Origin of the sequence: Providencia sp. PROV197 (assembly GCF_028479625.1) — a bacterium.
In the GTDB taxonomy this organism is placed as follows: Bacteria; Pseudomonadota; Gammaproteobacteria; order Enterobacterales; family Enterobacteriaceae; genus Providencia; species Providencia vermicola.
Genome location: NZ_JAMPNZ010000020.1, coordinates 98,037 through 122,710 on the forward strand (window position 1 = coordinate 98,037; position 24,674 = coordinate 122,710).

Annotated in this window: 22 protein-coding genes; 18 read left to right on the forward strand and 4 right to left on the reverse strand. The window is 42.5% G+C overall.

Going from position 1 to position 24,674, the window contains the following annotated elements; genetic code table 11:
* Window positions 1–19 precede the first annotated feature (19 nt).
* On the reverse strand, window positions 20–1,336 hold the full coding sequence (locus tag PR808_RS11565; protein ID WP_206083415.1) for a polysaccharide deacetylase family protein: 1,317 nt from the start codon (window positions 1,334–1,336) through the stop codon (window positions 20–22).
* 342 nt (window positions 1,337–1,678) lie between these two features.
* Here PR808_RS11565 and PR808_RS11570 point away from each other — a divergent pair, with 342 nt between their 5' ends.
* The 3 genes from PR808_RS11570 to PR808_RS11580 all read left to right on the forward strand — a co-directional run bounded on the left by PR808_RS11570 (window position 1,679) and on the right by PR808_RS11580 (window position 5,186).
* Window positions 1,679–2,791, forward strand: a complete 1,113-nt coding sequence (locus PR808_RS11570; protein ID WP_206083414.1) for a mandelate racemase/muconate lactonizing enzyme family protein — start codon at window positions 1,679–1,681, stop codon at window positions 2,789–2,791.
* A 191-nt stretch (window positions 2,792–2,982) separates the two neighbouring features.
* Window positions 2,983–4,293: an MFS transporter gene (locus PR808_RS11575; protein WP_206083413.1), complete on the forward strand. Its 1,311-nt coding sequence runs from the start codon at window positions 2,983–2,985 to the stop codon at window positions 4,291–4,293.
* Window positions 4,294–4,451: 158 nt separating this feature from the next.
* Window positions 4,452–5,186, forward strand: coding sequence for a Crp/Fnr family transcriptional regulator (locus tag PR808_RS11580; RefSeq protein WP_241016810.1), 735 nt, complete (start codon window positions 4,452–4,454; stop codon window positions 5,184–5,186).
* On the opposite strand, the gene exuR is transcribed toward PR808_RS11580, so the two are convergent.
* Complete coding sequence (gene exuR, locus PR808_RS11585) at window positions 5,187–5,948, reverse strand: transcriptional regulator ExuR (RefSeq protein WP_206083411.1); 762 nt, start codon at window positions 5,946–5,948, stop codon at window positions 5,187–5,189.
* A gap of 239 nt (window positions 5,949–6,187) precedes the next feature.
* On the opposite strand from exuR, the gene PR808_RS11590 reads away from it, so the two are divergent.
* The 7 genes from PR808_RS11590 to PR808_RS11620 all read left to right on the forward strand — a co-directional run bounded on the left by PR808_RS11590 (window position 6,188) and on the right by PR808_RS11620 (window position 12,569).
* On the forward strand, window positions 6,188–7,681 hold the full coding sequence (locus PR808_RS11590; RefSeq protein ID WP_272539338.1) for a UxaA family hydrolase: 1,494 nt from the start codon (window positions 6,188–6,190) through the stop codon (window positions 7,679–7,681).
* Window positions 7,682–7,873: 192 nt separating this feature from the next.
* The gene (locus tag PR808_RS11595; protein ID WP_206083409.1) at window positions 7,874–8,725 is read left to right on the forward strand and encodes a MurR/RpiR family transcriptional regulator; all 852 of its coding nucleotides are present in this window, start codon (window positions 7,874–7,876) and stop codon (window positions 8,723–8,725) included.
* Window positions 8,726–8,912: 187 nt separating this feature from the next.
* Window positions 8,913–9,344, forward strand: coding sequence for a PTS sugar transporter subunit IIA (locus tag PR808_RS11600; protein ID WP_206083408.1), 432 nt, complete (start codon window positions 8,913–8,915; stop codon window positions 9,342–9,344).
* Window positions 9,345–9,353: 9 nt separating this feature from the next.
* Entirely contained in the window at window positions 9,354–9,827 is a 474-nt protein-coding gene (locus PR808_RS11605; RefSeq protein WP_206083407.1) for a PTS system mannose/fructose/N-acetylgalactosamine-transporter subunit IIB, read from the forward strand.
* Between the two features lie 45 nt (window positions 9,828–9,872).
* Window positions 9,873–10,664, forward strand: a complete 792-nt coding sequence (locus PR808_RS11610; RefSeq protein WP_206083406.1) for a PTS mannose/fructose/sorbose/N-acetylgalactosamine transporter subunit IIC — start codon at window positions 9,873–9,875, stop codon at window positions 10,662–10,664.
* Window positions 10,661–11,512: a PTS system mannose/fructose/sorbose family transporter subunit IID gene (locus tag PR808_RS11615; RefSeq protein WP_206083405.1), complete on the forward strand. Its 852-nt coding sequence runs from the start codon at window positions 10,661–10,663 to the stop codon at window positions 11,510–11,512. Before PR808_RS11610 ends, PR808_RS11615 begins: the two co-directional genes overlap by 4 nt.
* 13 nt (window positions 11,513–11,525) lie before the next feature.
* Window positions 11,526–12,569, forward strand: coding sequence for a tyrosine-protein phosphatase (locus PR808_RS11620; protein WP_272539339.1), 1,044 nt, complete (start codon window positions 11,526–11,528; stop codon window positions 12,567–12,569).
* A gap of 187 nt (window positions 12,570–12,756) precedes the next feature.
* Here the strand turns inward: PR808_RS11620 and araD are convergent, their stop codons facing one another.
* Complete coding sequence (gene araD, locus PR808_RS11625; RefSeq protein ID WP_206083403.1) at window positions 12,757–13,455, reverse strand: L-ribulose-5-phosphate 4-epimerase; 699 nt, start codon at window positions 13,453–13,455, stop codon at window positions 12,757–12,759.
* A 453-nt stretch (window positions 13,456–13,908) separates the two neighbouring features.
* On the opposite strand from araD, the gene PR808_RS11630 reads away from it, so the two are divergent.
* The 7 genes from PR808_RS11630 (at window position 13,909) to PR808_RS11660 (ending at window position 22,002) form a co-directional block, all read left to right on the forward strand.
* Entirely contained in the window at window positions 13,909–14,721 is an 813-nt protein-coding gene (locus PR808_RS11630) for a DeoR/GlpR family DNA-binding transcription regulator (protein ID WP_206083402.1), read from the forward strand.
* A 213-nt stretch (window positions 14,722–14,934) separates the two neighbouring features.
* On the forward strand, window positions 14,935–15,927 hold the full coding sequence (locus tag PR808_RS11635; RefSeq protein WP_206083796.1) for a substrate-binding domain-containing protein: 993 nt from the start codon (window positions 14,935–14,937) through the stop codon (window positions 15,925–15,927).
* 157 nt (window positions 15,928–16,084) lie between these two features.
* Entirely contained in the window at window positions 16,085–17,602 is a 1,518-nt protein-coding gene (locus tag PR808_RS11640) for a sugar ABC transporter ATP-binding protein (RefSeq protein ID WP_206083401.1), read from the forward strand.
* Complete coding sequence (locus tag PR808_RS11645; RefSeq protein ID WP_206083400.1) at window positions 17,595–18,584, forward strand: ABC transporter permease; 990 nt, start codon at window positions 17,595–17,597, stop codon at window positions 18,582–18,584. The genes PR808_RS11640 and PR808_RS11645 overlap by 8 nt, the downstream gene beginning before the upstream one ends.
* 13 nt (window positions 18,585–18,597) lie before the next feature.
* Window positions 18,598–19,632 (forward strand): ABC transporter permease, encoded by a 1,035-nt coding sequence (locus tag PR808_RS11650; RefSeq protein ID WP_206083399.1) that lies wholly within the window; start codon window positions 18,598–18,600, stop codon window positions 19,630–19,632.
* A 19-nt stretch (window positions 19,633–19,651) separates the two neighbouring features.
* A complete protein-coding gene (locus PR808_RS11655) occupies window positions 19,652–20,515 on the forward strand; it encodes an L-ribulose-5-phosphate 3-epimerase (protein WP_206083398.1) in 864 nt (287 codons plus the stop codon).
* Between the two features lie 11 nt (window positions 20,516–20,526).
* Complete coding sequence (locus PR808_RS11660; RefSeq protein ID WP_272539340.1) at window positions 20,527–22,002, forward strand: FGGY-family carbohydrate kinase; 1,476 nt, start codon at window positions 20,527–20,529, stop codon at window positions 22,000–22,002.
* A gap of 58 nt (window positions 22,003–22,060) precedes the next feature.
* On the opposite strand, the gene PR808_RS11665 is transcribed toward PR808_RS11660, so the two are convergent.
* Window positions 22,061–23,404, reverse strand: a complete 1,344-nt coding sequence (locus tag PR808_RS11665) for a phosphoethanolamine transferase (RefSeq protein WP_272539341.1) — start codon at window positions 23,402–23,404, stop codon at window positions 22,061–22,063.
* Window positions 23,405–23,918: 514 nt separating this feature from the next.
* Here PR808_RS11665 and PR808_RS11670 point away from each other — a divergent pair.
* On the forward strand, window positions 23,919–24,671 hold the full coding sequence (locus PR808_RS11670; protein ID WP_272539342.1) for a sugar phosphate isomerase/epimerase family protein: 753 nt from the start codon (window positions 23,919–23,921) through the stop codon (window positions 24,669–24,671).
* Window positions 24,672–24,674 lie beyond the last annotated feature (3 nt).

The window sequence follows — 24,674 nt, forward strand, 5'->3', positions numbered from 1 at the left end:
GTGCGTTACGAAGAGCTGGCTACTTATCAACAATAATATTTTGGTTTACAACGTTTTGTTCGCTGTTACCTACCATTTGGGCAAATTTATCCAGTGGATCGGTACGAAACGCATATAAGCGTTTTAAGGCAAATGGGTTATCCCCCAGCTTCACTTTTCCTTGTATCGTCGTCACCGCGAGATGTAACCCAGCCTCTTTCGCCGCTTCCATCGCCGATGCGTTATAGCCACCAAACGGGTAAGCTAAATAACGTTGATCTGGCTCGAAGTGGCTCAAAATCTTCATCGATCGTTTAAAATCCAACATAATCGTATGTTCTTTTCGGCTAAATAAAATGGGAGAGTTGTGATTATCCAAACGGTGCAAAAAATGTGTGTGGGACTGAATGTTAAATACATCTTGGCTATCTTTAATTTCTTGTTTACTCATAAATTGTAATGAGTCAGCCGACCACTTTTGCGGCTGTGTTTTAATCCGTGAAGAAATCACAAATAACGTCGCTTGCTGCTGGTTATGCCTTAAAATAGGCAGCGCATAGCGGTAAACCGACTTCAAACCATCATCAAAGGTGAGTACCACGGCTTTGCCTGGCAGATTGGCCGTTTGATTTAAATAATCTTCCACATCTTCTAGGGACAACGTTTGGTAACCTGCATTTTTCAGGTAATTCATTTGCTCACTGAATGCCTTAGCCGATGTCGTCGTCGAGGTGTGGCGAAAGTGTTTATTTTCGCTATCTTGCAAAATATGGTGATACGTTAAGATAGGAATACCTTTATCCAATGCGACATCCTGTAAACGCACATACCCTAAACGATCTCCAAGGCGAATAGTTAACCATGCCGTCTTCTCACCCGCTTTATCGGTTTTAATCATGCGAGCCAAAATAGGGTAGCGCAAATTATCCCACAAAGAAGCTATTTGTGGGCTATTGCTGTCGGTTGTTCGGTAAACTGGGGTTTTTTGATGCGTGACCAAATAATCATAAATCGGGTTTTGCAAATCATTGAGTCGGTCTGCATCTGGTGCATAACGCGGCTTTTTATTCGCAAAAGAGCTAGTTTTAACAAAGGCATAATCATTGCCGAATTGCAGCGCACAATAGTCCCCTGCAGGGGAATAAGCGTAAAAACCATGGTCTGCATTTAACTCAGCGACTGCTCTCATTTCACCTGCTATGAGCGAAAAAATAATTTCATTTTCTTTCGTTTGTACTAATTTAGGCGGAATATCTGCAAGCTTCCAATCGTCGGTATTGCTTATCTCAACCGCTAACGATTGAGAAATTGAATTTACAAATAACACGCAAAACAGCAAAAAAAATCGTTTACACATTTGTTATCCATCATCCGCTGAATTTTACCGTAATTATTCTAAACCTACTCAATAAGTAACCCTATACTTTGATAAAAATTTTTATTTTTAATTAAAAACAATAAATTAGTGACATTGTTATTCACTTTTCAAACTTTCCTTTTCAAAATTCAGTGTTCCAAATAAAGTTGTTATACCAATTTTAAGTTTTTTTTATGAGTTATCATACAAAATAAAGAGATCTAGCTCATATTTATCATTTAAAAACGCGGCATTGGCACAATCTGTAAATCATTTGACAGTTAATTCCAATTCTCACTGCTAGATTGACTTTCAAGTACTTTTCAACACTTGGGAATAGCAATGAAAATAAAAGAAATTAGCACCTTTATCATGCACGTTCCGGTCACTAATGACCTGATTGGCGATTCAACCCACAGCATTACCCACTGGGGGATGCCTGGTGTGATGATTAAAACAGAGTGCGGTTTAGTGGGCTATGGCCACACTGGCACACATGCAGATATTACAACAGACCGTTTAATTACCACCATTATTGAAGATGTTTTTGGCCCAATGTTACTGGGTGAAGACCCGAACGAAGTGCGTTATTTGCACCGTAAACTTACTCGTAGCTCAACCAATATTTGGGTGGGACGTGGTGGTTTAATGCAAATGGCTATCTCCGCCATTGATATCGCACTGTGGGATTTAAAAGCCAAAGCCGCGCAGCAACCTCTGTGGCAATTATTTGGTGGTTCTAAACATAATAAAGTCAATGCATACAATACCGACTGCGGCTGGTTAGTTCGCAGCCAAGACGACCTTGTCGATGACTGTAAAAAAATGATCTTCGAAGAAGGCTTTAAAGCGATAAAAATGAAGATTGGTAAACCTGATCCACGCGAAGATTTACAACGTATCGAAGCTGTTCGCAACGCAATCGGCGACGATATTGACTTAATGGTTGATGCAAATGGTAAATGGGATATCAGCATCGCCAAACAATATGGCCACCGTTTAAATGATTTCAATATCAAATGGTTTGAAGAACCACTGTGGCACGATGATGTGGCGAGCCATAAGCAATTAGCCGCTTATATGGATACGCCAATCGCTTTAGGTGAATTACTGTATCACAATGATTCATTTAAAGAATTTGTACTCGCTGGCGCTGTTGACTACTTACAACCCGATGCAACTCGTTGTGGTGGTTTAACCGCAGTATGGGAAATTGCCGACTTAGGTATGGCATTTAACCTGCCAGTCACTCCGCACCATGGCGATATGATGCAAGCACAGTTGCATCTCGTGATGGCGCACCCTGCCTGTTCATTATTGGAATTTATTCCATGGACACTGGACTGCTTTGTTGATCCCGTGGAAGTGGTTGATGGTGTGTACAGCACCCCAACCGCACCAGGCGCAGGAACAACGTTAAAACCAGAAGCATTAGCAAAATTTAACGTGAAATAATAAAAATCCCTTTCCTGATATTTTAATTATTCACAGCAAAGGAAAGGGAAATATATAACAAGAATTATTCATTTAAATTACCTATTTAATAGCTCTATACTCTACTCTGCTGATTTCTCAGTGGTGGGCTAAACACGTAATAAAAATGAATAGATAACATCATTACCTTATAAAAAATACTGGGGTGAACCATGTCCACCAATATTGACCACTTATCATCAGCGACCAGCAAAGCGATACGAAAAATAATACCAATGGTGGTATTAATGTTCATATTAGCTTACTTAGATCGCTCAAATATTGGCTTTGCTAAACAAGAGTTTCAGCTAACAACAGGGTTAAGCGACGCCGCTTATGCATTCGGCGCAGGGATTTTCTTTATCGGTTACGCATTGTTTGAAGTACCGAGTAATATCTTGTTATACCGCATTGGGGCGCGAGTTTGGTTATCACGCATCATGGTCACGTGGGGGTTAATCTCTGCAGCAATGATGTTTGCCCATGATGAAACCACGTTTATTGTTTTGCGTTTTTTACTCGGTGTGAGTGAAGCAGGCTTCTTCCCTGGGGTTATTTTATATTTAACCTTCTGGTTCCCACAAAATATCCGTGCTCGAGTCACTGGCTACTTCCTGTTTGGTGCGCCATTAGCATTTATTATTGGTGGCCCATTATCAGGCTCATTGCTTGCTTTGGAGGGCTCATCCTTTGCTTTCGGATTATACGGCTGGCAATTGATGTTTGTTGTGGAAGGTTTATTAGCTTCTCTTGTCGGGATATGGGTATTCTTCTACCTTGATGACCGCCCAGAAAAAGCAAAATGGCTGACAGATGATGAAAAAAATGCCCTTGCTTCAAAACTTGCACTAGAAGAAGACGCGAAAAAAGGCCACAGCCCGAAAGGTGCGCTGAGTGCCCTGCTAGACATGCGCGTTCTGTACCTGTGCTTGATTTGGTTCACTGTTCAGGTCTGTGGATACGGCATTTACTTCTTCTTACCAACACAAATCGCAACCTTGCTAGGTAGCAAAGTGGGTGTGTTGGTCGGCTTTGTGACAGCAATTCCACCATTATGTGCCGCTATCGCAGTGTATTATGTACCCCGTATTTCTGAGCGTTTAAAAGAACGCCGTAAAGTGGCTGCAATTACCTTTATGTTAGGCGCTGCGGGGATTGCTGTATCTGGCTTGTTCGATAGCATCCCAGTGATTGCCATCATTGCATTGTGTGTGGCTGCTGCGGGTCACTTAGCGATGCAACCGTTGTACTGGAGCTTCCCATCGGCTTATTTAGGCGGAACGGCAGCGGCATCGGGTATCGCTTTAATTAACTCGGTAGGTAACTTAGGCGGTTTTGTGGCACCAAACTTAAGGGTCTGGGCAGAAACCACCTTTGAATCCGCACGAGCTGGCTTATATTTCATTGCCTTAGTCGCCTTTATCGGGGGCCTATTAATCCTCACATTAAAAAAACTCGGCATCGAAAAGAAATTTGAAGATTAATTTCGATTGATGTGAGCTCCCCCGAGTCATCTTTGGTGGCTCGGGATTTTCTATTTTTAGATCAAACCCATTGAATTACCTGTTGCTGTTGTTCATGATTGAACATAACCCCACCCAATGCCATGATAAAGTTAGCGATTCATGCAGGGAGCATTCAAATGAACATTGTTGTACAAAACAGTCAGTTAGTTATGACGCATGATGATGTACTAGACGTTTTACAAACCAATAGCTGGTTCAGTAACTTACCAAACTATTTGATTAGTGCGCTAATGGAGTGCGCTACACTGCGTTTTTATAATGATAGTGAGATGGTTCATTACCAAGGCGACCCCGCTCGTGGGTTGTATGCGGTCATCCAAGGTTCAGTAAAAGTCAGTTCGATCTCCACCGATGGACGTGAATGTGTGTTTCGCTACCTGTCCCCAGGCAACTGGTTTGGTGAAATTGCGATGTTAGATAAATCGGCGCGTACCCACGATGCAAAAGCCATTAGCCCAACAATCTTGCTGACCATTTCCCCAAAAGATCTTTCTCTGATCTTGGAAAAACACCCTGTTTTCTATCAGTTTTTGAATATTCTGCTCTGTAAAGTAATCCGCAATGCGTTCACCATTATCAATGACAGCGCCCTACTTTCTGTTTCGGCGAGGCTTGCAAAGCGCCTCCTGAGTTTAGCGGAAGGATATGGAGAACCCCATGAAAAAGGCACTCAGTTGAGTCTATACCTTACTCAAGATGACCTTGCGACCATTATTAATACCACTCGCCAAACTATCAATAAGCGCTTGGTAGCATGGGAAAAATTAGGCTGGATTGATGCAAAATACGGGAAAATTGTCTTAGTCAACCTTCCCGCATTAAAGCAAATTTCAGAGGATGATGAAGACTAGCTAGTCGCTTTGGTCAACGGGTGGGCTATCCGCAAAGAAATAGCGATCCATGGTAAATTCAAAGTCATCACTAGTGGCGTTGAATAGCATCTTTTTGGTATTTTCCAAATGCTGCCACATGGCTTGCCTTGCGCCTTTTGGATCTCGACGGGCTAACGCTTGTAAGATTTGGTCGTGCTCATCACACCAACTTTCAATAGAGCGGTTATCGATGTGCTCATGTAGTTTTAACCAATACGGGTTAAGTAACCGCTGGCTCCACATTTGTTCGACAATCACCACCATCGCGCTGTTATGGGTCGAAGCCGCAATTTGCATATGAAATGCCAGATCCCACGCTGAGTCACGAAAACGGTCCTCTTTACGCGCATTCTTTTGAATTTCAAGCAGTTTTAAAATATCTTCTTTGGTGGCTTGAGTCGCTGCAAACTCCGCAATATGGCTTTCGATCAACTGCCTTGCTTGCAATAATTCAAACGGCCCACAGCGGCTAAACTCCAAGCCGCCCTCAGTATTGACAGAGTTATTAGACCGATTGCTGATAACATGTATACCAGAGCCTTTCCTAACATCCACATATCCTTCCACCTCTAACATGATAATAGCTTCGCGGATCACTGTGCGACTGACATTCATTTCGTCTGCCAATAGCCTTTCTGCGGGTAGTTTAGTGCCAACAGGGTACTCATCATTTTCAATACGTTCTTTAACCAGTGCAGCCACTTGCTGGTACAGGCGCGGTTCGCTCTCAGCTGAGCTCATGATTTTCTCCTTTTGCAGTATGGCCTAACTCGGCAATGCTTTTATGGCTTTAGTATAACGAAATAACTCAATGATGGGGAAGCAAGAATATGGCCAAGAAATAATTTCACCACAAAATTGGTATAACACCTTTCAAAGTTATAAACCAGATCGTATAATGCATGAAAATTAGGCAGCAAAATTGAAGATAGTCACCCTACTGATCTTTTCAGTCCGATGTACCGCTCAGGGAGCAAAACATGCAAAAAGAAATAATTAAAATACACACTAATGACAATGTCGCCGTCACACTAATCGATAGGTTCGCTGGGGATACATTCACGATTGAAGATCAATCGATTACATTGAAAGAAGATGTGAGCCGCGGCCATAAAATTGCCTTAACCGCCATTAAAACAGGCAAAAATGTCATGAAATATGGGGCGCCAATAGGCCACGCCACCGTAGACATTAGCATTGGGGAGCATGTGCACACCCATAATACCGCGACCAATCTTAGCGCATTAAATGATTATGAATATCACCCTGAGCATAATGCAATTTCTGCAACCGTGGCTGATCCTGATGTCCGACTCTATCGCCGAGCCAATGGCGAAGTAGCGATTCGCAATGAGATCTGGGTGATCCCAACGGTGGGTTGTGTCAATGCCCTCGCCCGCAAAATGATCGAGCGATTCCAAAAACAAAATGGCAACCCTGATGATATTGATGGAGTGTATTTATACAACCATACCTTAGGCTGCTCCCAATTGGGGGATGACCACTTAACCACCCGTACAATTTTGCAAGATATGGTCAAGCACCCTAACGCAGGGGGCGTATTAGTGATTGGACTTGGTTGCGAAAATAACCAAGTTGCAGCCTTTAAAGAGACCCTCGGTGAATTTGATGCAGGCCGCGTTAAGTTTATGGTGTGCCAACAATTAGAAGATGAAATTGAAGCAGGCGTTGAGCATCTTAATGAGTTATATCAAATTGTTAGGCAAGATAAACGTGTTGCAGGCAAACTCAGTGAAGTGAAATTTGGCCTCGAATGTGGCGGCTCCGATGGGCTATCGGGGATCACTGCAAACCCGCTATTAGGCTGTTTTTCTGACTTTTTAGTGAGCCATAATGGGACGACTGTATTGACGGAAGTACCTGAAATGTTTGGCGCAGAACAAATTTTAATGAACCACTGCCATGACGAGAAAACCTTCGAAAAAACGGTCGAAATGATCAACGATTTCAAACAGTATTTTATCGCCCATGACCAACCTATTTATGAAAACCCATCACCAGGTAATAAAGCAGGTGGTATTTCAACCCTTGAAGAAAAATCCCTTGGTTGCACGCAAAAAGCGGGAACCAGCCAAGTAATGGACGTCTTAAAATATGGTGAACGCCTGACAACACCTGGCTTCAACTTATTGAGCGCACCAGGTAACGATGCCATTGCAACCAGTGCATTGGGTGCTGCAGGCTGCCATATGGTGTTATTCACCACTGGTCGTGGAACGCCGTATGGCGGTTTCGTACCAACGTTAAAGATTGCGACAAACAATGAGTTAGCGGCGAAAAAACCCCACTGGATTGACTTTAACGCAGGCGCACTGTTAAACGGTAAATCCATGGATCAATTACTGGCTGATTTTATTCAGCATGTGGTAAAAATCGTCAATGGCGAACAAACCAAAAATGAAATCAACGATTTTCGTGAATTAGCCATTTTCAAAATGGGTGTCACACTTTAATATCAAGTCCATCCCTATTGTTTTGCTGTTGTGAAGCAATAGGGACCCTTTCATTATTTTTCTCCTAAATGTAAATAATCACCCATTGTTATTCACTTGCGCACAATAAAGAAAAGTCATCATTTCGCTATTTTTAAGATATGGTAGGATCACGCTGAGATAACGATTTTCAATTTATTAGCAAGGTGAACGATGATAGATCTAAAACTTAGGGAAGCCAGAGACAGCCTATCAACCAAGGAAAAGCAGGTCGCTGAATACATTATTGCTAATAAAAAAAACATGCAAAGTATTAGCATTCAATCTTTGGCACAAGAAAACAAAGTCAGCACTACCACTATTTTGCGCCTGTGCCATAAGCTTGGTTACCAAGGCTTTAGCGAGCTAAAAATTGATTTAATTTCATCGATAAACAACAAATCATACGGCACGCTGCTACAAGAAGATATTGATATTAATGATTCGATGGAAACGGTGAATTTTAAAGTCAGCCAAATCGAAAAGTCATCGATAGAAGAAACCTGTGCTTTAGTGAATCTTAATGCATTTGCACAGGCTAATGCGCTGATTAGCAAAAGTAAAAAAATAGTTATTTACGGCGCAGGCAGCAGTGGATTAGTTGCAAAAGAGTTTGAATATCAACTCATTAAAATTAAAAAAGACGTGAATTGCCACCTCGACTACAGTATTCAATTTAGCATCGTGAATACATTAGATAAAAATGACTTGGTGATTGTGATTTCCCATTCAGGTGAAAACCACGAGTGCATTAAGTTACTCACATTAGCCCGTGAATTACAGGTGCCAACTATCGCCATAACTAAGATGGGGCAAAGCTCAGTCTCTTCCTTGGCAGAAACCATTTTACATACCACATCAACCGAAAATATCTCGCGGATTATCCCTATTCGCTCAAAAATTTCACAGCTGACTGTCATTAATATGTTGATTACTAACTTGTTTATTAATCAGTATGATGAGCGTATCCAAAAGCAAATTAGCACCCGTGCAGAGCGTTTCTCACGCTTAAATAGCAACAATTAATTTTTATTTCTCTTCTTCATCTTCTCGAGGTGGCTCGATATCGCCACTTCGATCTCGCTCACAAAACTGACCCTTTCTTGCTGGCTAATCCTTTTCATTCCTCTTTTTTGTGATATTGTTACTTAAAAATAAATATATAAAAGTAACTTTATTACTAAAATAAAAAGCAAGATATAAAGGGGAAAAAATGAGCTCTCAACTACCCATCATACTGGCAAGCCATGGCCCTTTTGCACAAGGGCTACTGGAGTGTGCAGAAATGTTAATTGGCACTCAGGAAGATATCAGCGTGATATCCATCCAAAGAGAAAGCAATATTAATGAGGTCAAAAAGCAATTATTCGATACCTATCAGCGAATCAACCAAGGCAATGGTGTGCTCATTTTAGTTGACCTGCTCGGTGGTTCACCGTGCAACTTAGCCAGCGAACTGGTGTTAACACAAAATGATGTTGCGCTGTATTGCGGGATCAACGTCCCTACTTTCCTTGAGATTTTAAGTAATCGCGATTTGCCTTTACATGAAATTCATCAAGTTATCAATGACGTGTTCCCAGACAGCTGCATTAATGTAGGTGAACAACTTAAACCTGTAATTCAAGATGAAACCGAACTTTAGGAGTAAACCATGCCAATTAATGTTGCTCGTATAGATGACCGACTGATCCACGGACAAGTGATTACCACGTGGGTAAAAAACTTCGATATTGAACAAGTCATTATCGTGAATGACAAAGTTGCCAATGATAGCGTACAGCAATCTGTTCTCACCATGGCTGCACCACCTGATTTGAAAGTGGTCGTTTTTGGCGTTGACAAATTTATCGAGGTATTAAAAAAAGCTGAAATCAAACGCCGCACCATGCTGCTTTTCACCAACAGCGTCGATGTGAACAAGCTGGTTGAGAATGGCTTAAAACTTGAAAAACTCAATGTGGGCGGAATGCGAATGCAAGAAGGACGCCGCAATTTATCCCGCGCCGTTGCAGTGACACCTGAAGAAGAACAAGCCTTTAAGTCATTAATCAACAATAACGTGGCCGTTGAAATTCAGATGGTGCCAAAAGACCCGATTGTTGAATTGAAAACATTACTCAATTAATTCATTTAATTATGCTTATTTTGAATAATAAGCAAGGAGCCTATTATGTTGGTTGAGGCCATTTTAATCGCAATTTGGGCGGGGATTTGTTCGCTGGATGATGTTGGTCCACAAATGCTCCGACGCCCACTATTAACGGGTACTGTCGCTGGTATTATTATGGGCGATATGGTTCAAGGGTTAGCGATCAGTGCCACATTAGAGTTAATGTGGATGGGTATTGGTAATGTGGGCGCATATTCTGCACCTGATATTATTGCTGGTTCAATTATTGGTGTTGCGCTGGGTATCGCTTCAAATGGTGGGATTGCAGCAGGTATTGCCCTCGCCGTTCCTGTCTCCATTTTATGTCAGCAATTACTGATCATTTGGCGCTCGTTTGCCAGTTTCTTAAACGTCTGGGCCAGTAAATCGATACTCGATGGTAACTATAGCGGTTTAACGAAAGTCCATTATTTTTCAACACCATTGTGGTTTTTCATTCGGGCAGTTCCATGTTTTATCGCCGTCTACTTCGGTAGTGACTTAGTCAACAGTATCTTAAATGCCGTTCCAGAAAGTATCCTAACGGGTATGGGCGTGGCTTCTAAACTGATCCCAGCCGTCGGTATTTGTATCCTGTTATTGATGTTACTCAAAGGCAGAATGTGGTTCTTTTTCCTACTCGGATTCATGCTCACCACCTATTTAAAACTGCCAATCATTCCAATTACTTTTATCGCCCTGGCTTTCGCCGTCCTGTATGACATGGCGTTCGCTAATGGCATGCGCCAAGCACCAGAAGAAAAAACAACTCAAACCTCCCAGAAAAATGAAGAAGAGGAGTACGACCTATGACCGATATCACTACCGATACTGTTTCAGATACGGCTTCTGAACAGAAAAAACTCACGAAAAAAGAGTTAAATGGGATGTTTTGGCGAATTCAGACCATGTCATTTTCCTATAACTATGAAAAGCTGCAAACCATTGGTTTTGCCCATTGCATGGTGCCAGTACTCGATAAGCTGTATGAAAAAGCCGACCAAGAAACACGTATTAAAGCGATGCAACGCCACTTTGAATTCTTTAATACTCAAATAAACGCGGGGGCACTGATCCTCGGTGTGACCGCGGCATTAGAAGAAAAAACCACTGAAGAAGAAAAAGAGGCCGTTGTTTCCGTGAAGGCTGGTCTTATGGGGCCTTTTGCAGGGCTTGGAGACAGTTTATTAAAATTTACGTGGTTGCCAATCTGCGGAAGTATCGGTGCGGCCTTTGCACTTCAAGGTAATATTATCGGCCCGATACTGATGTTCCTACTGTTTAACATCGTCAACATCGGTACCAAATATTTCTTTATTCATTACGGGTATAACAAAGGGGTTGATTTAATCGAGCAATCGAAAAAATCAAATATTATTCAACGTATTACCAATATAGCGAACGTCGTCGGGGTGATGGTCCTAGGCTCCTTGATAGCGACTACCGTCAAACTCTCCACCCCGCTAACTATTGCCGTGGGTGAGCAATCCATCAAAGTGCAAGAGATGTTTGACAAAGTTATCCCTAACTTACTTACCCTACTGTTTGCACTCGGTATTTTCTTCCTAGTCCGTCGGTTACAGGGGAAACACACAGTTGCATTGATTGTGGCCATTATGGTTCTCGGCGTGGTGTGTTCTATGTTTGGAATTTTAGGATGATTAAGGAAAATATATGGAAATCGCAGTAAATCGAATTAACGCGTCCACGCTGGAAATTAAATTCAGTGAAATACCCAGCTCACCAGCGGCTTTATATTGGACTGATGAGGCGAATACACAAATTCGCCCCGAAAATTTTATTACCGATAAACTGGAAAGTGCACTGACTGTGCACGACCCTTTTAATGCCAAACAACGTATTTATTTTATCTTGCAAACCGAAAGTGGGTGCCAACTGTTTGCTGAACGAACCTTACCCATTGAAGGGTTAAATAACTTTCGTGACTTTGGGGGATATACCACAACGGAAGGGAAGCAGGTCAAATGGGGGATGTTATACCGCTCTAATCACCTGTTTAATTTAAGTGAGCAGGCAAAAAACTATATTTCTCACCTCGGCATTAAAAGTATTATTGATTATCGAACCCAGAATGAAATCAATAAATTTCCCAACTGCCATATTGGTGAAGATAAAACTTATCATTTAGATGCAACAGCACAAACCGCAGAACTTGCCGCGCAGTTTGCGGCCTCGCCAGATAATGAAGACAAAGCGTTGATTGAGAGCGTTATCCACCATATTCCCAAAGAAATGGTTAACGGGGATGGGTTGCAAATATTGGAGCAATATCGCCAATTTGTTGTCAGCGAGAAATCCAAAGTTGCTTTCCACCAAATGGTTAAGGTGTTGCTTGATGAGCATAATAGCCCGAGTATTCAACACTGTAGAGGCGGCAAAGACCGAACAGGTTATGGCGCGTTGTTGATTCTTTCAATGTTAGGCGTGCCCAAAGAAACCATTGTGCAAGACTACATGGTGACCCATTTTAATCGGCTTGCGCGCAATGAAATTAAAATGGCAGGTTATCGAAAGATCACACAAGACCAAAATGTTTTGGATTATTTACTTTCATTAATTGATACCAAAGAGGCGTTTATTATTGAAGTCTTTAATGCAATGGAAGAAATCTCAGGCTCAGTTGAAGCTTATATTAAAAATGAGCTTAAATTTACCGATAACGATATCAAAAAATTAAAATCTATTTATTTAGATTAATTTTTATTTTAAAAAATTAGAGTTGATTAATTTAGCTGATTAAACGCTAGGGAATTTCATTTTCACAAAATGACAAAATAGCCACACTGAATCGTTCTTTGTGGCTATTTTATTTAAAAAATAACGATAATGATTAAATACTCAAGATCATCATTAACTATTCTATTAAATATGAATTATTGAAAATTTACTTTTGACCATAATACGCATTTTTGCCGTGCTTACGTAAATAATGCTTATCTAACAATTCTTGCTGCATTGCCCCTACCGCAGGCTGTAATTGACGAGTAAATAAATTCATATAGGCAATTTCCTCCAGAACGACCGCATTATGCACGGCGTTATCAGGGTTCGTTCCCCATGCAAACGGGCCGTGGCTATTGACTAGTACCGCAGGAACATCTTTTGCTGTAATGCCTTTTTCTCTAAAGGTTTCAATGATGACGTTGCCCGTTTCCCTTTCATAATCACCGGCAATTTCGCTTTCAGTCATTAAACGCGTGCACGGAATTTCACCATAAAAATAGTCAGCGTGTGTGGTGCCTAACGCGCTTAATGGTTGCCCTGCTTGTGCCCAAATAGTTGCGTGGCGCGAGTGAGTATGCACAATGCCACCAATTTCTGGGAATGCCTTATAAAGCGCCAAATGTGTGTCTGTGTCAGAAGAAGGGCGGTATTTCCCTTCGAGCACTTTCCCCGTTTCTAATGAAACGACGACCATGTCTTCAGCCTGCATGGTTTCATAATCCACGCCAGATGGCTTAATCACCATTAACCCTGCGTCACGATCAACGCCACTCACGTTCCCCCATGTGAACGTCACTAAGTTGTGCTTTGGTAAAGCAAGGTTCGCTTCAAAGACTTGTTGTTTGAGTTTCTCTAACATAATAATCCCCTAGCTATAAAATTTGCTTAAATATCAACAACAAAAATTTATTCTCTGGGTGTGTTTTGTGTGTTGATAACCTGTCTCTACCTATTAAGGTAAACAGATTCTGCTGATTTAAAAAGCAGCCACATTTACAAACTCGCAACAAATCAGGCTTACTCGGTCATACTCGGTCGTAATTGGTCGCATTTAGTCAAATTTCATATGTGGAAAAGTGACTGAGTTAGCCCATTTTTTTTTGTTTCTCATGGATTACACCGAAAGATAACGCAAATAATGAGATTCAAATCACAAATTGAATGTAACGAAACTCCCTGCATTTCAAATACTGAAATAAAGATCACTTTAAAATGCTTTGTTTTTTTCAAAAAGGGATTACTTGAATCTAGTCACGACAAAAAAAAAGTAACGCAGGCAGAATAAATATCGTGGAAAGAATAGGAGCTAAAAATGTTACAAGCCGAACGCCATAAATTAATTTGTTCCCATGTTGCTCAAAATGGTTCGGCGTTAGTGCGTGAATTAGCTCAGTTATGTCTGGTTTCCCAAGAAACTATTCGCCGTGATTTAACGGTACTGGAGCGCGAGAATCGTATCATTCGTAGCTTCGGTGGTGCTGTCGCCATTGACCAAGAAGAAATACCGATGGTCAATGTGATGCCATCTTCAGTCAAACTCAGTCAAATGGTTGATGGTGCAGAGTCTTTTCGCAAAAGAACTGAAGAGCACCCCGATGCGAAAATGAAGATTTCCAAAGCTGCACTGAAATTTATCCAGCCTGGTGATTGTATTATGTTAGATAACAGCAGTACTTGCTGGTTTCTAGCAAGACAGATCCCTGACATTGATATCACTGTGGTCACGAATTCTGTCAAAATTATCCAAGCCTTAGCGTGCCGCGATCGAGTACGTGTTATTGGGATTGGCGGTGAATATTCAGAACGCCATGATGATTTTCATGGCCCGATTGCAGAAAGCATTATCCGTAGCTTCCAAATTAAAACCTTATTTTTATCGTGCCAAGGTTTTAATATTGAAAATGGTATTCGTGATGGTAGCGAAATAAACTCAAAACTGAAAAATATTATGCTGCAGGTTTCTGAGAATACTGTTTTGCTCGCCGATAACAGTAAGCTTGGAAAATATGCGTTTAGCCAAGTTTGTACATTTGATGATATTAATGTGCTAATTACCAATAAGCTTAATGATACTAATTTTCAAACACAATTTCCGAATTTAAATATTATCGAGTGCGATAAGTAATTTATTAAAATATAAAAAGTCCGTAACCGTGATGTAAGTAAAATAATAATTGTTAATTTATTTTCTGTATTAAAAAAGTGCAGGGATATTATGTACCCATAATTCCTAAGCACTTAATTATAGGCATACCTAAATTCGATAATAACATTGACCCTACGTTGATGAGATAGCCGATTTTAGTATCCATCTACACTAAGGAATACAACTATGAACATGAAGAAGCTAGTTTTACCTTGTTTAATGAGCGTTGCACTGTTTTCAAATGTTGCGATGGCTGAATCTCAAAAAGCACAAAAACCCTTTACCATGGGCGTTGTGGTGAAAGTCGGTGGTATTCCTTGGTTTAACGTGATGGAACAAGGGATCACAGAAGAAGGTAAAAAACTCGGTGTGAATGCATTCCAAGTTGGTCCAACAACCGCTGATCCTGCAGAACAAGTTCGTGCAATCGAAGATTTAATCGCAAAAAAAGTGGATGTTATCGGTGTCGTGCCAAATGATGCAAAAGTGCTTGAGCCTGTACTGAAACGTGCACAAGAAGCGGGTATCAAAGTTATCACCCACGAATCACCAAACCAAACGAACGCAGACTGGGACTTCGAATTACTCGACACCCAAAGTATGGGCGCTAACCATATGAGAGATATGGCTGCCTGTATGGGTGAAGAAGGTAAATACGCCATGTTTGTCGGTAGCTTAACCGTTCCTCTGGTAAATGAGTGGGCAGATGCGGCCATCGCTTACCAAAAAGCCAACTACCCGAAAATGCAAATGGTCGATGACCGTTTCGGCGTAGCTGAATCCGTTGATGACTCAATGCGTACCGCTAATGACCTGTTATCCAAACATAAAGACCTAAAAGGCATCATGTCATTCGGTTCACAAGGCCCTATCGGTGCGGGTCGTGCTATCGATAAACGCCGTAAAAATGCTGAAACATGCGTATTCGGTACTTTCACCCCAGGCCAAGGCATCAAATTACTGGAAAAAGGCGCAATTGATGGCGGTTATATTTCCAATCCAAAAGTGGCAGGGCAAGTTTTCGTTCAAGTTGCGACCGCAATGATGAATGGCGAAGCGATCAAAGATGGCGTTTCAATCGGGGATATGGGTGAAATTAAAGTCAGTGGCAACACAATTTTAAGCGATAACCCAGTTAACCTGAATATTGAGAATACCAAAAAACTGGTTGAAGTCGGCCTGTAATTACCCTCTATAAAATGTCATATAAAACAAAAAAATAAGATTTACCCAGATTTTAAATTTTCTGTTTTCAAATCGTTCGAGTTGCCACCAATAGCGTGGCAGCTTGAATGATGAAGAACAAGCCAACACCAATTTATTTGCAGTAGGAATTGTACTTATGACAACCACCTCAAAAGCTGACAAATCCGATCCACTCATTACCTTGCGCGACCTTTCAAAAAGCTTTGGCGGCCACCGCGCGCTACGCAATATCGATTTGACGCTCAACAAAGGTGAAGTGCACTGCTTAGCGGGCACGAATGGGTGTGGGAAGAGCACACTGATCAAAACCATTAGTGGTGTCTATGCCCCTGATGACGGTAGCAAAATTGAGATAGACGGCAAAAGCTACAACCGTCTTACCCCAGACAAAGCCCGTGAATTGGGCGTGCAAGTTATCTACCAAGATTTATCGTTATTTCCGAACTTAACCGTTGCGGAAAATATTGCATTTGAACTGAATCTCAAAGGCTATTTTGGTTGGTTTCGTCAAAAACAACTGCGCGAAAAAGCATTAGAGATCTTAAACGAACTCGCTTTTACCATTAATCCAGACACGCCCGTGCAGTTTTTACCCATCGCCCAGCGCCAGCAAGTCGCAATTTGCCGTGCATTAGTCGCAGACGCACGTCTGGTGATTATGGATGAGCCAACAGCTTCCTTAACCCGTACCGAAGTAAACCAGCTTTTATCTACAGTTAACTATTTAAAAAATAAAGGTATTACGGTCGTATTTGTTAGCCACCGTTTGGAAGAAGTGAAAGAAATTTCAGACCGCATTACGGTTATCCGTGATGGGCAAAAAATTGGCACATGGCCAGCAGAAGGCCTCACTACCCGTAAAATCACTGAACTCATGACGGGCTTAGACATCGTCCATGAGCGTAAGCCACCAAATAATGCCGAAGACCGCCGTTCCGTGTTAGAGCTGAAAAACTTAAGCCGTGCGGGGCAATATAGCGATGTTTCACTGAACTTAAAACGCGGTGAAGTACTGGGTTTGTGTGGTTTGTTAGGTTCTGGCCGTACTGAGCTCGCCTTATCGCTGTTTGGGATCACCCATCCCGATAGCGGTGAAATGAAAATTGAAGGCAAGCCAGTTAAGTTAAAAAACAATACCGATGCGATTAAACACGGCATTGGTTATGTCTCTGAAGACCGCCTGACATTAGGTGCGATTTTGCAGCAATCCATCGCGGACAATATGGTGATTTCGATTCTGGATCGCCTTAAAACCCCACTGCATTTAATCGATGAAAAACAGTGCCAAGAAATTGTGCAAGAGTGGATCGCCGACTTAGACATCAAAGTCACTGACCCCAATAACGCCCTTTCGACGTTATCGGGCGGTAACCAACAAAAAGTGGTACTGGCGAAATGGATTTTAACACGCCCTAAAGTGTTAATTTTAGATTCACCAACCGTTGGGGTCGATATTGGTGCAAAAGACAGTATTTACAAGCTAATCCACCGCTTATCAGGTGTGGGGATTTCCATTTTATTAATTACCGATGAAGCCTCCGAAGCTTATTACAACTGTGACCGAATTCTACATATGAAACAAGGTTCTATCGTTAAAGAGATTGTGACGGATTCCATCAATGAGCAGCAATTGGAGGAAATCATCAATGGCTAATTGGCAAAAACTTCGTCCCCAATCTGTCGAAGGTTGGTTAACGTGGGTCATCCTAATTATGGTGATTTTCTTTACCACCATGAGCCCACAATTTCTGACGATCCAAAACTTACTCGACCTCAGTGAAAGCTATGCGGTTACAGGCATCTTTGCATTAGGGTTATTTGTTGTCTTAGTCACCGGCGGGATTGATATTTCCTTCGCTGCCGTGGCTTCTGTGGTGCAGTACGTCATAGCGACATGGCTACTTCAAGGCTTTATTGCCAGCCCAGCATTAAGCATCACGCTGGCGATTATCATCGGGATCACTTTTGGCTTAATCAACGCGATTTTAATCTACTCGCTGAATGTGGTGTCGATCATTATCACCATCAGTATGCAATCACTGCTATTTGGTATGTTGATGTGGCTAACTAACGGGCACAGCATTTATGACCTGCCTGATTGGTGGGTTGATCCTGTGACCATCTTACCTTTCGAGGTAGACGGGGAATATTACCAAATTGGCTTGCCACTCGTTGTTATGTTGGGGATCGCCTGTTTAACCTGGATTTTAATGAACAAAACCCACATTGGTCGCCAACTGTATGCAGTGGGGGGTAGTCAAGAATCAGCATCTCGCATCGGGATTCGGGTATGGGTAATTTACCTGTTTGCATACGGTTATCTTGGTGCAATGGCGGCCATTGGCGGCATGTTGCAGACCTACCGTATGAGCGAAGTCGTGCCAAGTGCTCTCGTGGGAGGTGAGTTAGATGTACTCGCGGCAGCCGTGTTAGGGGGAGCAAGTTTATCTGGTGGGCGCGGAAGCGTTATTGGTACGCTGATGGGGGTATTCCTCATCGGTATCTTGAAAAACGGCCTTAACCTGATTGGTGTCTCAAACTACTTCGTCAATATCGTCATCGGTATGGTTATTCTCATTGCGATTTGTATTACCCACTATAAGAAACGCAAAGAGACGGACGTAGGTTTTGTTTAACAGGAATATCACCATGAAAAAACAAGCTTTTTTTAAAATTGATGGCTCTGTTATCGGACTGCTTTCAATCTTTGTACTGGCTATCGCGGCCTTCAGTATCGCGATGCCAGGGCACTTTTTCACTCAAAATACATTTTTGAGTATTACCTTCCAGCTCCCTGAGTTGGGGTTACTGACATTTGCCATGTTCGTGCCTATGTTAAGCGGCGGCTTGAACCTTGCGATCATCAGTACTGCCAACTTAACTGGGTTGTTTATGGCGTGGGTATTTATCAACTATCTCCCCGTCGATGCAGGTACGGGCACGCAGATTATGTGGCTCGTGATAGCTTTAGTGGGCGCCACAGTGATCGCCGTGATTATCGGTAGCTTAACGGGGTTAATGATTTCCCATATCGGTGCCCACCCTATCCTCGTGACTTTAGGGACAATGACCATCATCAGCGGTATTGGCGTATACCTGACCAAAGGTGCGGCGCTCAGTGGGATGCCACCGATTGTACGCGCTATCGGTTCTGATACCGTCTTTGGTGTACCGATTGCCATGATTATCTTTATTGTCACCGCTGTTTTATTGGCGCTGTTCTTAGGCTGTACCCGCTTGGGTAAAAACATCTACATGAGCGGCAGCAATATTAACGCAACGTGGTTCAGTGGCATTCGAACTGACCGTGTGATGATAGCGATTTACACCATTTCGAGCCTGCTGTGTGTGCTGGCAGGGCTGATTATGATGGCGCGCTTTAACTCGGCGCGTATGGGATACGGTGATTCTTATTTATTACTGACCATCCTTGCTATCGTATTAGGCGGAACCAACCCATTCGGGGGAGTTGGTAAGGTGAGCCGTGTGTTCTGTGCACTCTTGGTTTTGCAGGTGATTGCTACAGGTTTAAGCCTGCTCGGTATCAGCTTGCACTTTAACCTTGCGGTTTGGGGTATCACCTTAATCTTGGCGTTAGCGTTCAAATTCTTTAAAGAAAAATGGAGCGCCAAACGTGCGATGACCCGTAACCAAAAACTCAATAAAGCATCGTCACAAAGTTAAATTTTTCAGGGAGATTATTATGCGCAAGCATCCGATTGGAATTTATGAAAAAGCCTTACCGAAAAACAGCAGCTGGTTAGAAAAGTTAGCCATAGCCAAAGCCGCGGGATTTGATTTTGTTGAAATGTCGGTGGATGAAACTGACGAGCGCCTTGCCCGATTAGACTGGAGCCAAGCAGAGCGCTTAGCACTCGTCAAAGCCATGCAAGACACTGGCGTTCGCATCCCAAGTATGTGTTTATCTGGTCATCGTCGCTTCCCATTTGGTAGCCATGATGAAGCCACGCGCTTGACGGCATATACCTTAATGGAAAAAGCCATCAAACTGGCTCAAGACTTAGGTATCCGCACTATCCAGTTGGCTGGCTACGATGTCTACTATGAAGAGCAAGATGCCCAAACCATTGCAAATTTTGAAAAAGGGATGCAATGGGTCAGTGAAATCGCAGCCGCTTCCCAAGTAATGTGTGCGGTGGAAATCATGGATACACCATTTATGAATTCCATTAGCAAATGGCAAGCATTATCCGACAAAATTCGCTCACCATGGTTCAGCGTTTACCCAGATGTCGGCAACCTGACAGCTTGGGGTAATGATGTAGAGCAAGAATTCACAAAAGGTATTGAACATGTCGCGGCTATTCATTTAAAAGATACTTATGCTGTCACTGACACCTGTAAAGGGCAATTTCGCGATGTACCATTTGGTGAAGGTTGCGTCGACTTTGTGAGTTTATTCAAGCTGTTAAAACGTCTAAATTACCGTGGTACTTTCTTAATTGAAATGTGGACGGAAAAAGCCGATGAGCCACTAGTCGAAATTATTAAAGCGCGTCAGTGGATGGAAGATAAAATGCAGCAAGCGGGTTGGAACAACGCGTAAAGGAGCCCCAAATGAGCACATTTTTTATGGGTGTTGACCTCGGTGGGACAGTCATTAAAGCGGGGATCTACACGCCTGAAGGCCAAGAAATTACTGTTGCTGAACACCCTTTTCCCACCGAAAGCCCTGAGGCGGGCTTCAGCGAACGGAATATGAACGAACTATGGCAAGCTTCTTGCCATGTTATCCGCGATGCCATCAAAAACAGCCGATTAAATGCATCCCAAATATCTGGCGTCAGTTTTTCCTCACACGGTAAAGGCCTGTACTTATTAGATAAACAGGGTAAACCTGTTCGCAAAGGGATTGTGTCCTCGGACTCACGCGCCCAAGCCATTGTCGATAAATGGCATCAAAATGGCACCGCAGACAACGCTTATCCGCTGAGTTTGCAGCAGCTGTGGGCTTCACACCCTGTCGCATTACTGCGTTGGTTAAAAGAAAACGAGCCCGATAACTACCGCGATACGGGCCATATTTTGATGGTACACGACTATATTCGGTACCGCCTAACTGAACAAATTGCGTGTGAAGAAACCAATATTTCAGGTAGCCAGCTGTTTAACCAAATCCAATCGGGTTATGACCCTAAACTTTGCCAACTTTTCGGCATTGATGAGGTGAATGATAAGCTCGCCCCTGTTATCAATTCCGCAGAGCTTGCGGGGACAGTTACTCGCCAAGCGGCTGAAGAATCAGGCCTTATGGAAGGAACGCCTGTATTTGGCGGCTTCTTTGATGTCGTTGGCGCAGCATTAGCATCGGGTGTCAGTCAAAAAGACAAACTCAGCGCAGTTGCAGGAACATGGACAATTTCCACTCGTGTTTTCGACGAAATTGTTCCCTCAGACTACCCGTATGTTTGGAGCAAATACTGTATTCCAGGCACCTATTTTGTCCATGAGGGCAGCCCAACGTCAGCCAGTAATTTGGCATGGTTTACTCGCCATTTCTTCAACCAACGGTTGCAAGATTATGACGTGCTAAACCATTGCGTTGCCGAAGGGGCAACACGGAAAAACGATATTTTGTTCTTTCCTTGGCTGTACGGTTCGAACTACCACAGTAACCTACATGGCGGCTTATTAGGCTTGAGCTCACACCACACCGACGCGGACATTGTGTACGCTATTTACCAAGGCATCGTGTTCTCGCATTTACTGCACCAAGACCGCATTGTTGGCCTTGATAATGCCACTGAATCCATCCGTTTCACGGGTGGGCCAACACAATCACCACTGTGGATGCAGATGTTCTGTGATGCCAGTAATTTGCCGCTAGATGTTGTGAACGTGCAACAATCTGGCTGCCAAGCTGCGGCATTGTGTGCTGCGGTAGGGAGTGGGTATTATTCAGGTTTTGATGAGGCGATTGCCGCGAGTACGCCCAAAATCACCACTTACCAACCTAATGCGCTAGGTCACCAGCAATTACGTGATAAATTCACGCGTTTTAAAGCGGTCGCGGATGCATTAAGTCGTCATTAAATACACGAAAATCATAAAGGCAGCGCTGATATTAAGCCCTGCCTTTATTTTTGTTCAATTAATCCGCAACAACTTTTGTGTTAACCGTTGCAGGGGAAAGCACGGTATCCTGCGGTAAGCTGTCATATTTCACAAACTCATCTCGTGGGAAAACAAACACATCGATATCTTTTTCTGGTGTGATAGTGTCCGCGACAATACTTTTTGCTGGTGATGTCAGGTTCGTTTCAACCCCTAACCAAGACGCAAAGTAATCAAACAAATTCCACTCACTTAACGTTTCATCACGGAATTCACGTTGTGTATCGTCCGAATTCATCACCACTAGCGGAATTTGATACGCCCCTTTCACCAATTGTCCGTGGCGTAGATACAAGTTGCCCTCTTTAATGAAGCCTTTATATTCTGCCTCCAAAGCCGCAACGTGCTGCTTATTCGCTTTCACTAAACCTTGCCCATGGTCAGCAAAATACAGGATGGAGAATGGGTTTTCACCATTTTTATTGTTTTCTTGCAAAATGTTATACACGTCACCAATAAAATCATCACTGAGTTTTATCCCTGAGACATAACAATTCACCAGACTGCCCCACCCTGTATCAAACTGCTCAGGATTGATGTTGTAGTTCTCTTTGATAAGCCCACATGCGCCTTTTGGCCAGCCATCATGATGTGGCCCCCACATATGCACAAAAATCACTTTTTCTTTGTCTGACGGGTTATTTAATGCAGCTTTAAAGGCGGGCAGCATTTTGAAGTCGTTAGTGAGTTTATTCACACTATCGTCAACCGTAAATTTCTCTTGTACAAACAAGTTTTCAAACCCAGCTTTACTGTCCCTTACGGGTAAAAAATAATTGGCTTTTAAAAAGTAGTTCGTAAAACCGATTTCATCGTCCCCAAAACTACCGTTATTACCAATATAGTAGGTTTCATAGCCCGCTTGGTTGGCAAGGTCAACAATGGAATTATTGTTGTAATATGGCTTTTCGTGGTGCTCAGTAATAGTGCTGAGATCATTTTTGGCTAATGCACGAGTCAGCGTTGGTACAGTATTCGACGCAGCGCTGATAAAGTGGTTAAAAAAACGACCATTTACTGAAGACAGAAACGGCGTGTTTTCCAATGGATAGCCATAAGTGTGCATATAGTTTTTATTGGTACTTTCCCCGATGATGACAACCTTTATCTTGTATTTGTCCGCATTTTTCTTGGTAATTTGAATATCTGTTTTGGTATTCACGCCATAACAAAGATCGGCGTTGGATTTTGCTGCTTGTATGAGTTCAGGCGTACATGCTTTGGTATACACTCCTGCATTTTCGGTGGTGTTCGCCTGCGCCCATGAAACTGTGGTCAGTAACAGCGTGCTGTAGAATGCGGTGGTATTGATTAATTTCATCTCCAGATCCTTCATTTTTATCGTTTATTTTTTCTATACTGATGGAGCAAACCGATAAAATTTTTTTGCATGGCTTTTCGCATAACTTTTTCCATAGCTTTTTGTCATAACAGCATGCACCAAAATTTCATCACTCAGTCAATATATTGAAATAATATTTCATTGAAAGCGTTAGGTTAAGAAATTGGGATACAAGTACCAATAAAAAATATCTAAAATGGAGAGAAAAATACCTTGTTTGTGTTATCACGACCTTTACTCAGCTTTTAATTTCTTTATTAAACAAATAATTACTGAGTTATAGCTGCCTTCCTATTCGGCATTTTTTTCACTTGCATTCATTACATTAAGAGTTGTGATGGAGATCGGTAATTCAGCGTTTACCAAGCCTGGATTAGTGATATAGCTCTTATTTTCCATTTTCCTCGCTAGAAACCAAAATGGAACCGATTCCATAATAAGTTATTCGCAATGGCAATGGGGTTTGTCCCCTCCAAGAAGACAGAGGAAAGTCATGAGCAAAGAGATTATTGTCGTTACCGCCGCCTACGGCGCACAAACCGTAAAACAGCTGGGGGGTCAACAGGCTTTATTTGATGTTATTCAAGGGGCAAACGCTGATGGTGTCGAGATCCGTCAAGAGTTATTGCTCCCCAACGATAACCTTGATGATATCGCTAATGGGCTGCAAACAAGGCAACTCAGCGCGGTCTATTCTGTGCCAGATACCTTATTTCAGCACCATTTACCGATTGAAATCACAAAACTACAGCGTTATTTCGACGATGCAAAAAAGTTGAATGCCTGTTTCCTTAAACTCTCGTTAGGTGACCTGCCAGAACAGTACGATTTAACGGACGTTATCAACCTACTCAAACATTATTCCACCCAGCTAGTTATCGAAAATGACCAAACAGAGGTCGGTGGTCATATTGCCCCACTCCGACGCTTTTTTAAGGATGTCGTGGCACAAAATATGCCAATCAAAATGGCATTCGATATGGCCAATTGGCACTGGCTCGGTGAAAACCCTGTCGTTGCCGCACAACACTTTGCCCCTTTTGTCGCCTACATCCACGTAAAAGCCAGCCAGTTACGTGCAGATAATAAACGCGTTGCTGTTGCCCTTGATGATAGCAACGGATCATGGAAAGCCGTCTTAAAATTACTACCTAACAACGTTCCCCGCGGGATTGAATTCCCTCTTGAGGGTGATGATCTACGCGCGGAAACTGAACACTATGTTTCTCTGTTAAAGGAGATTTAATTC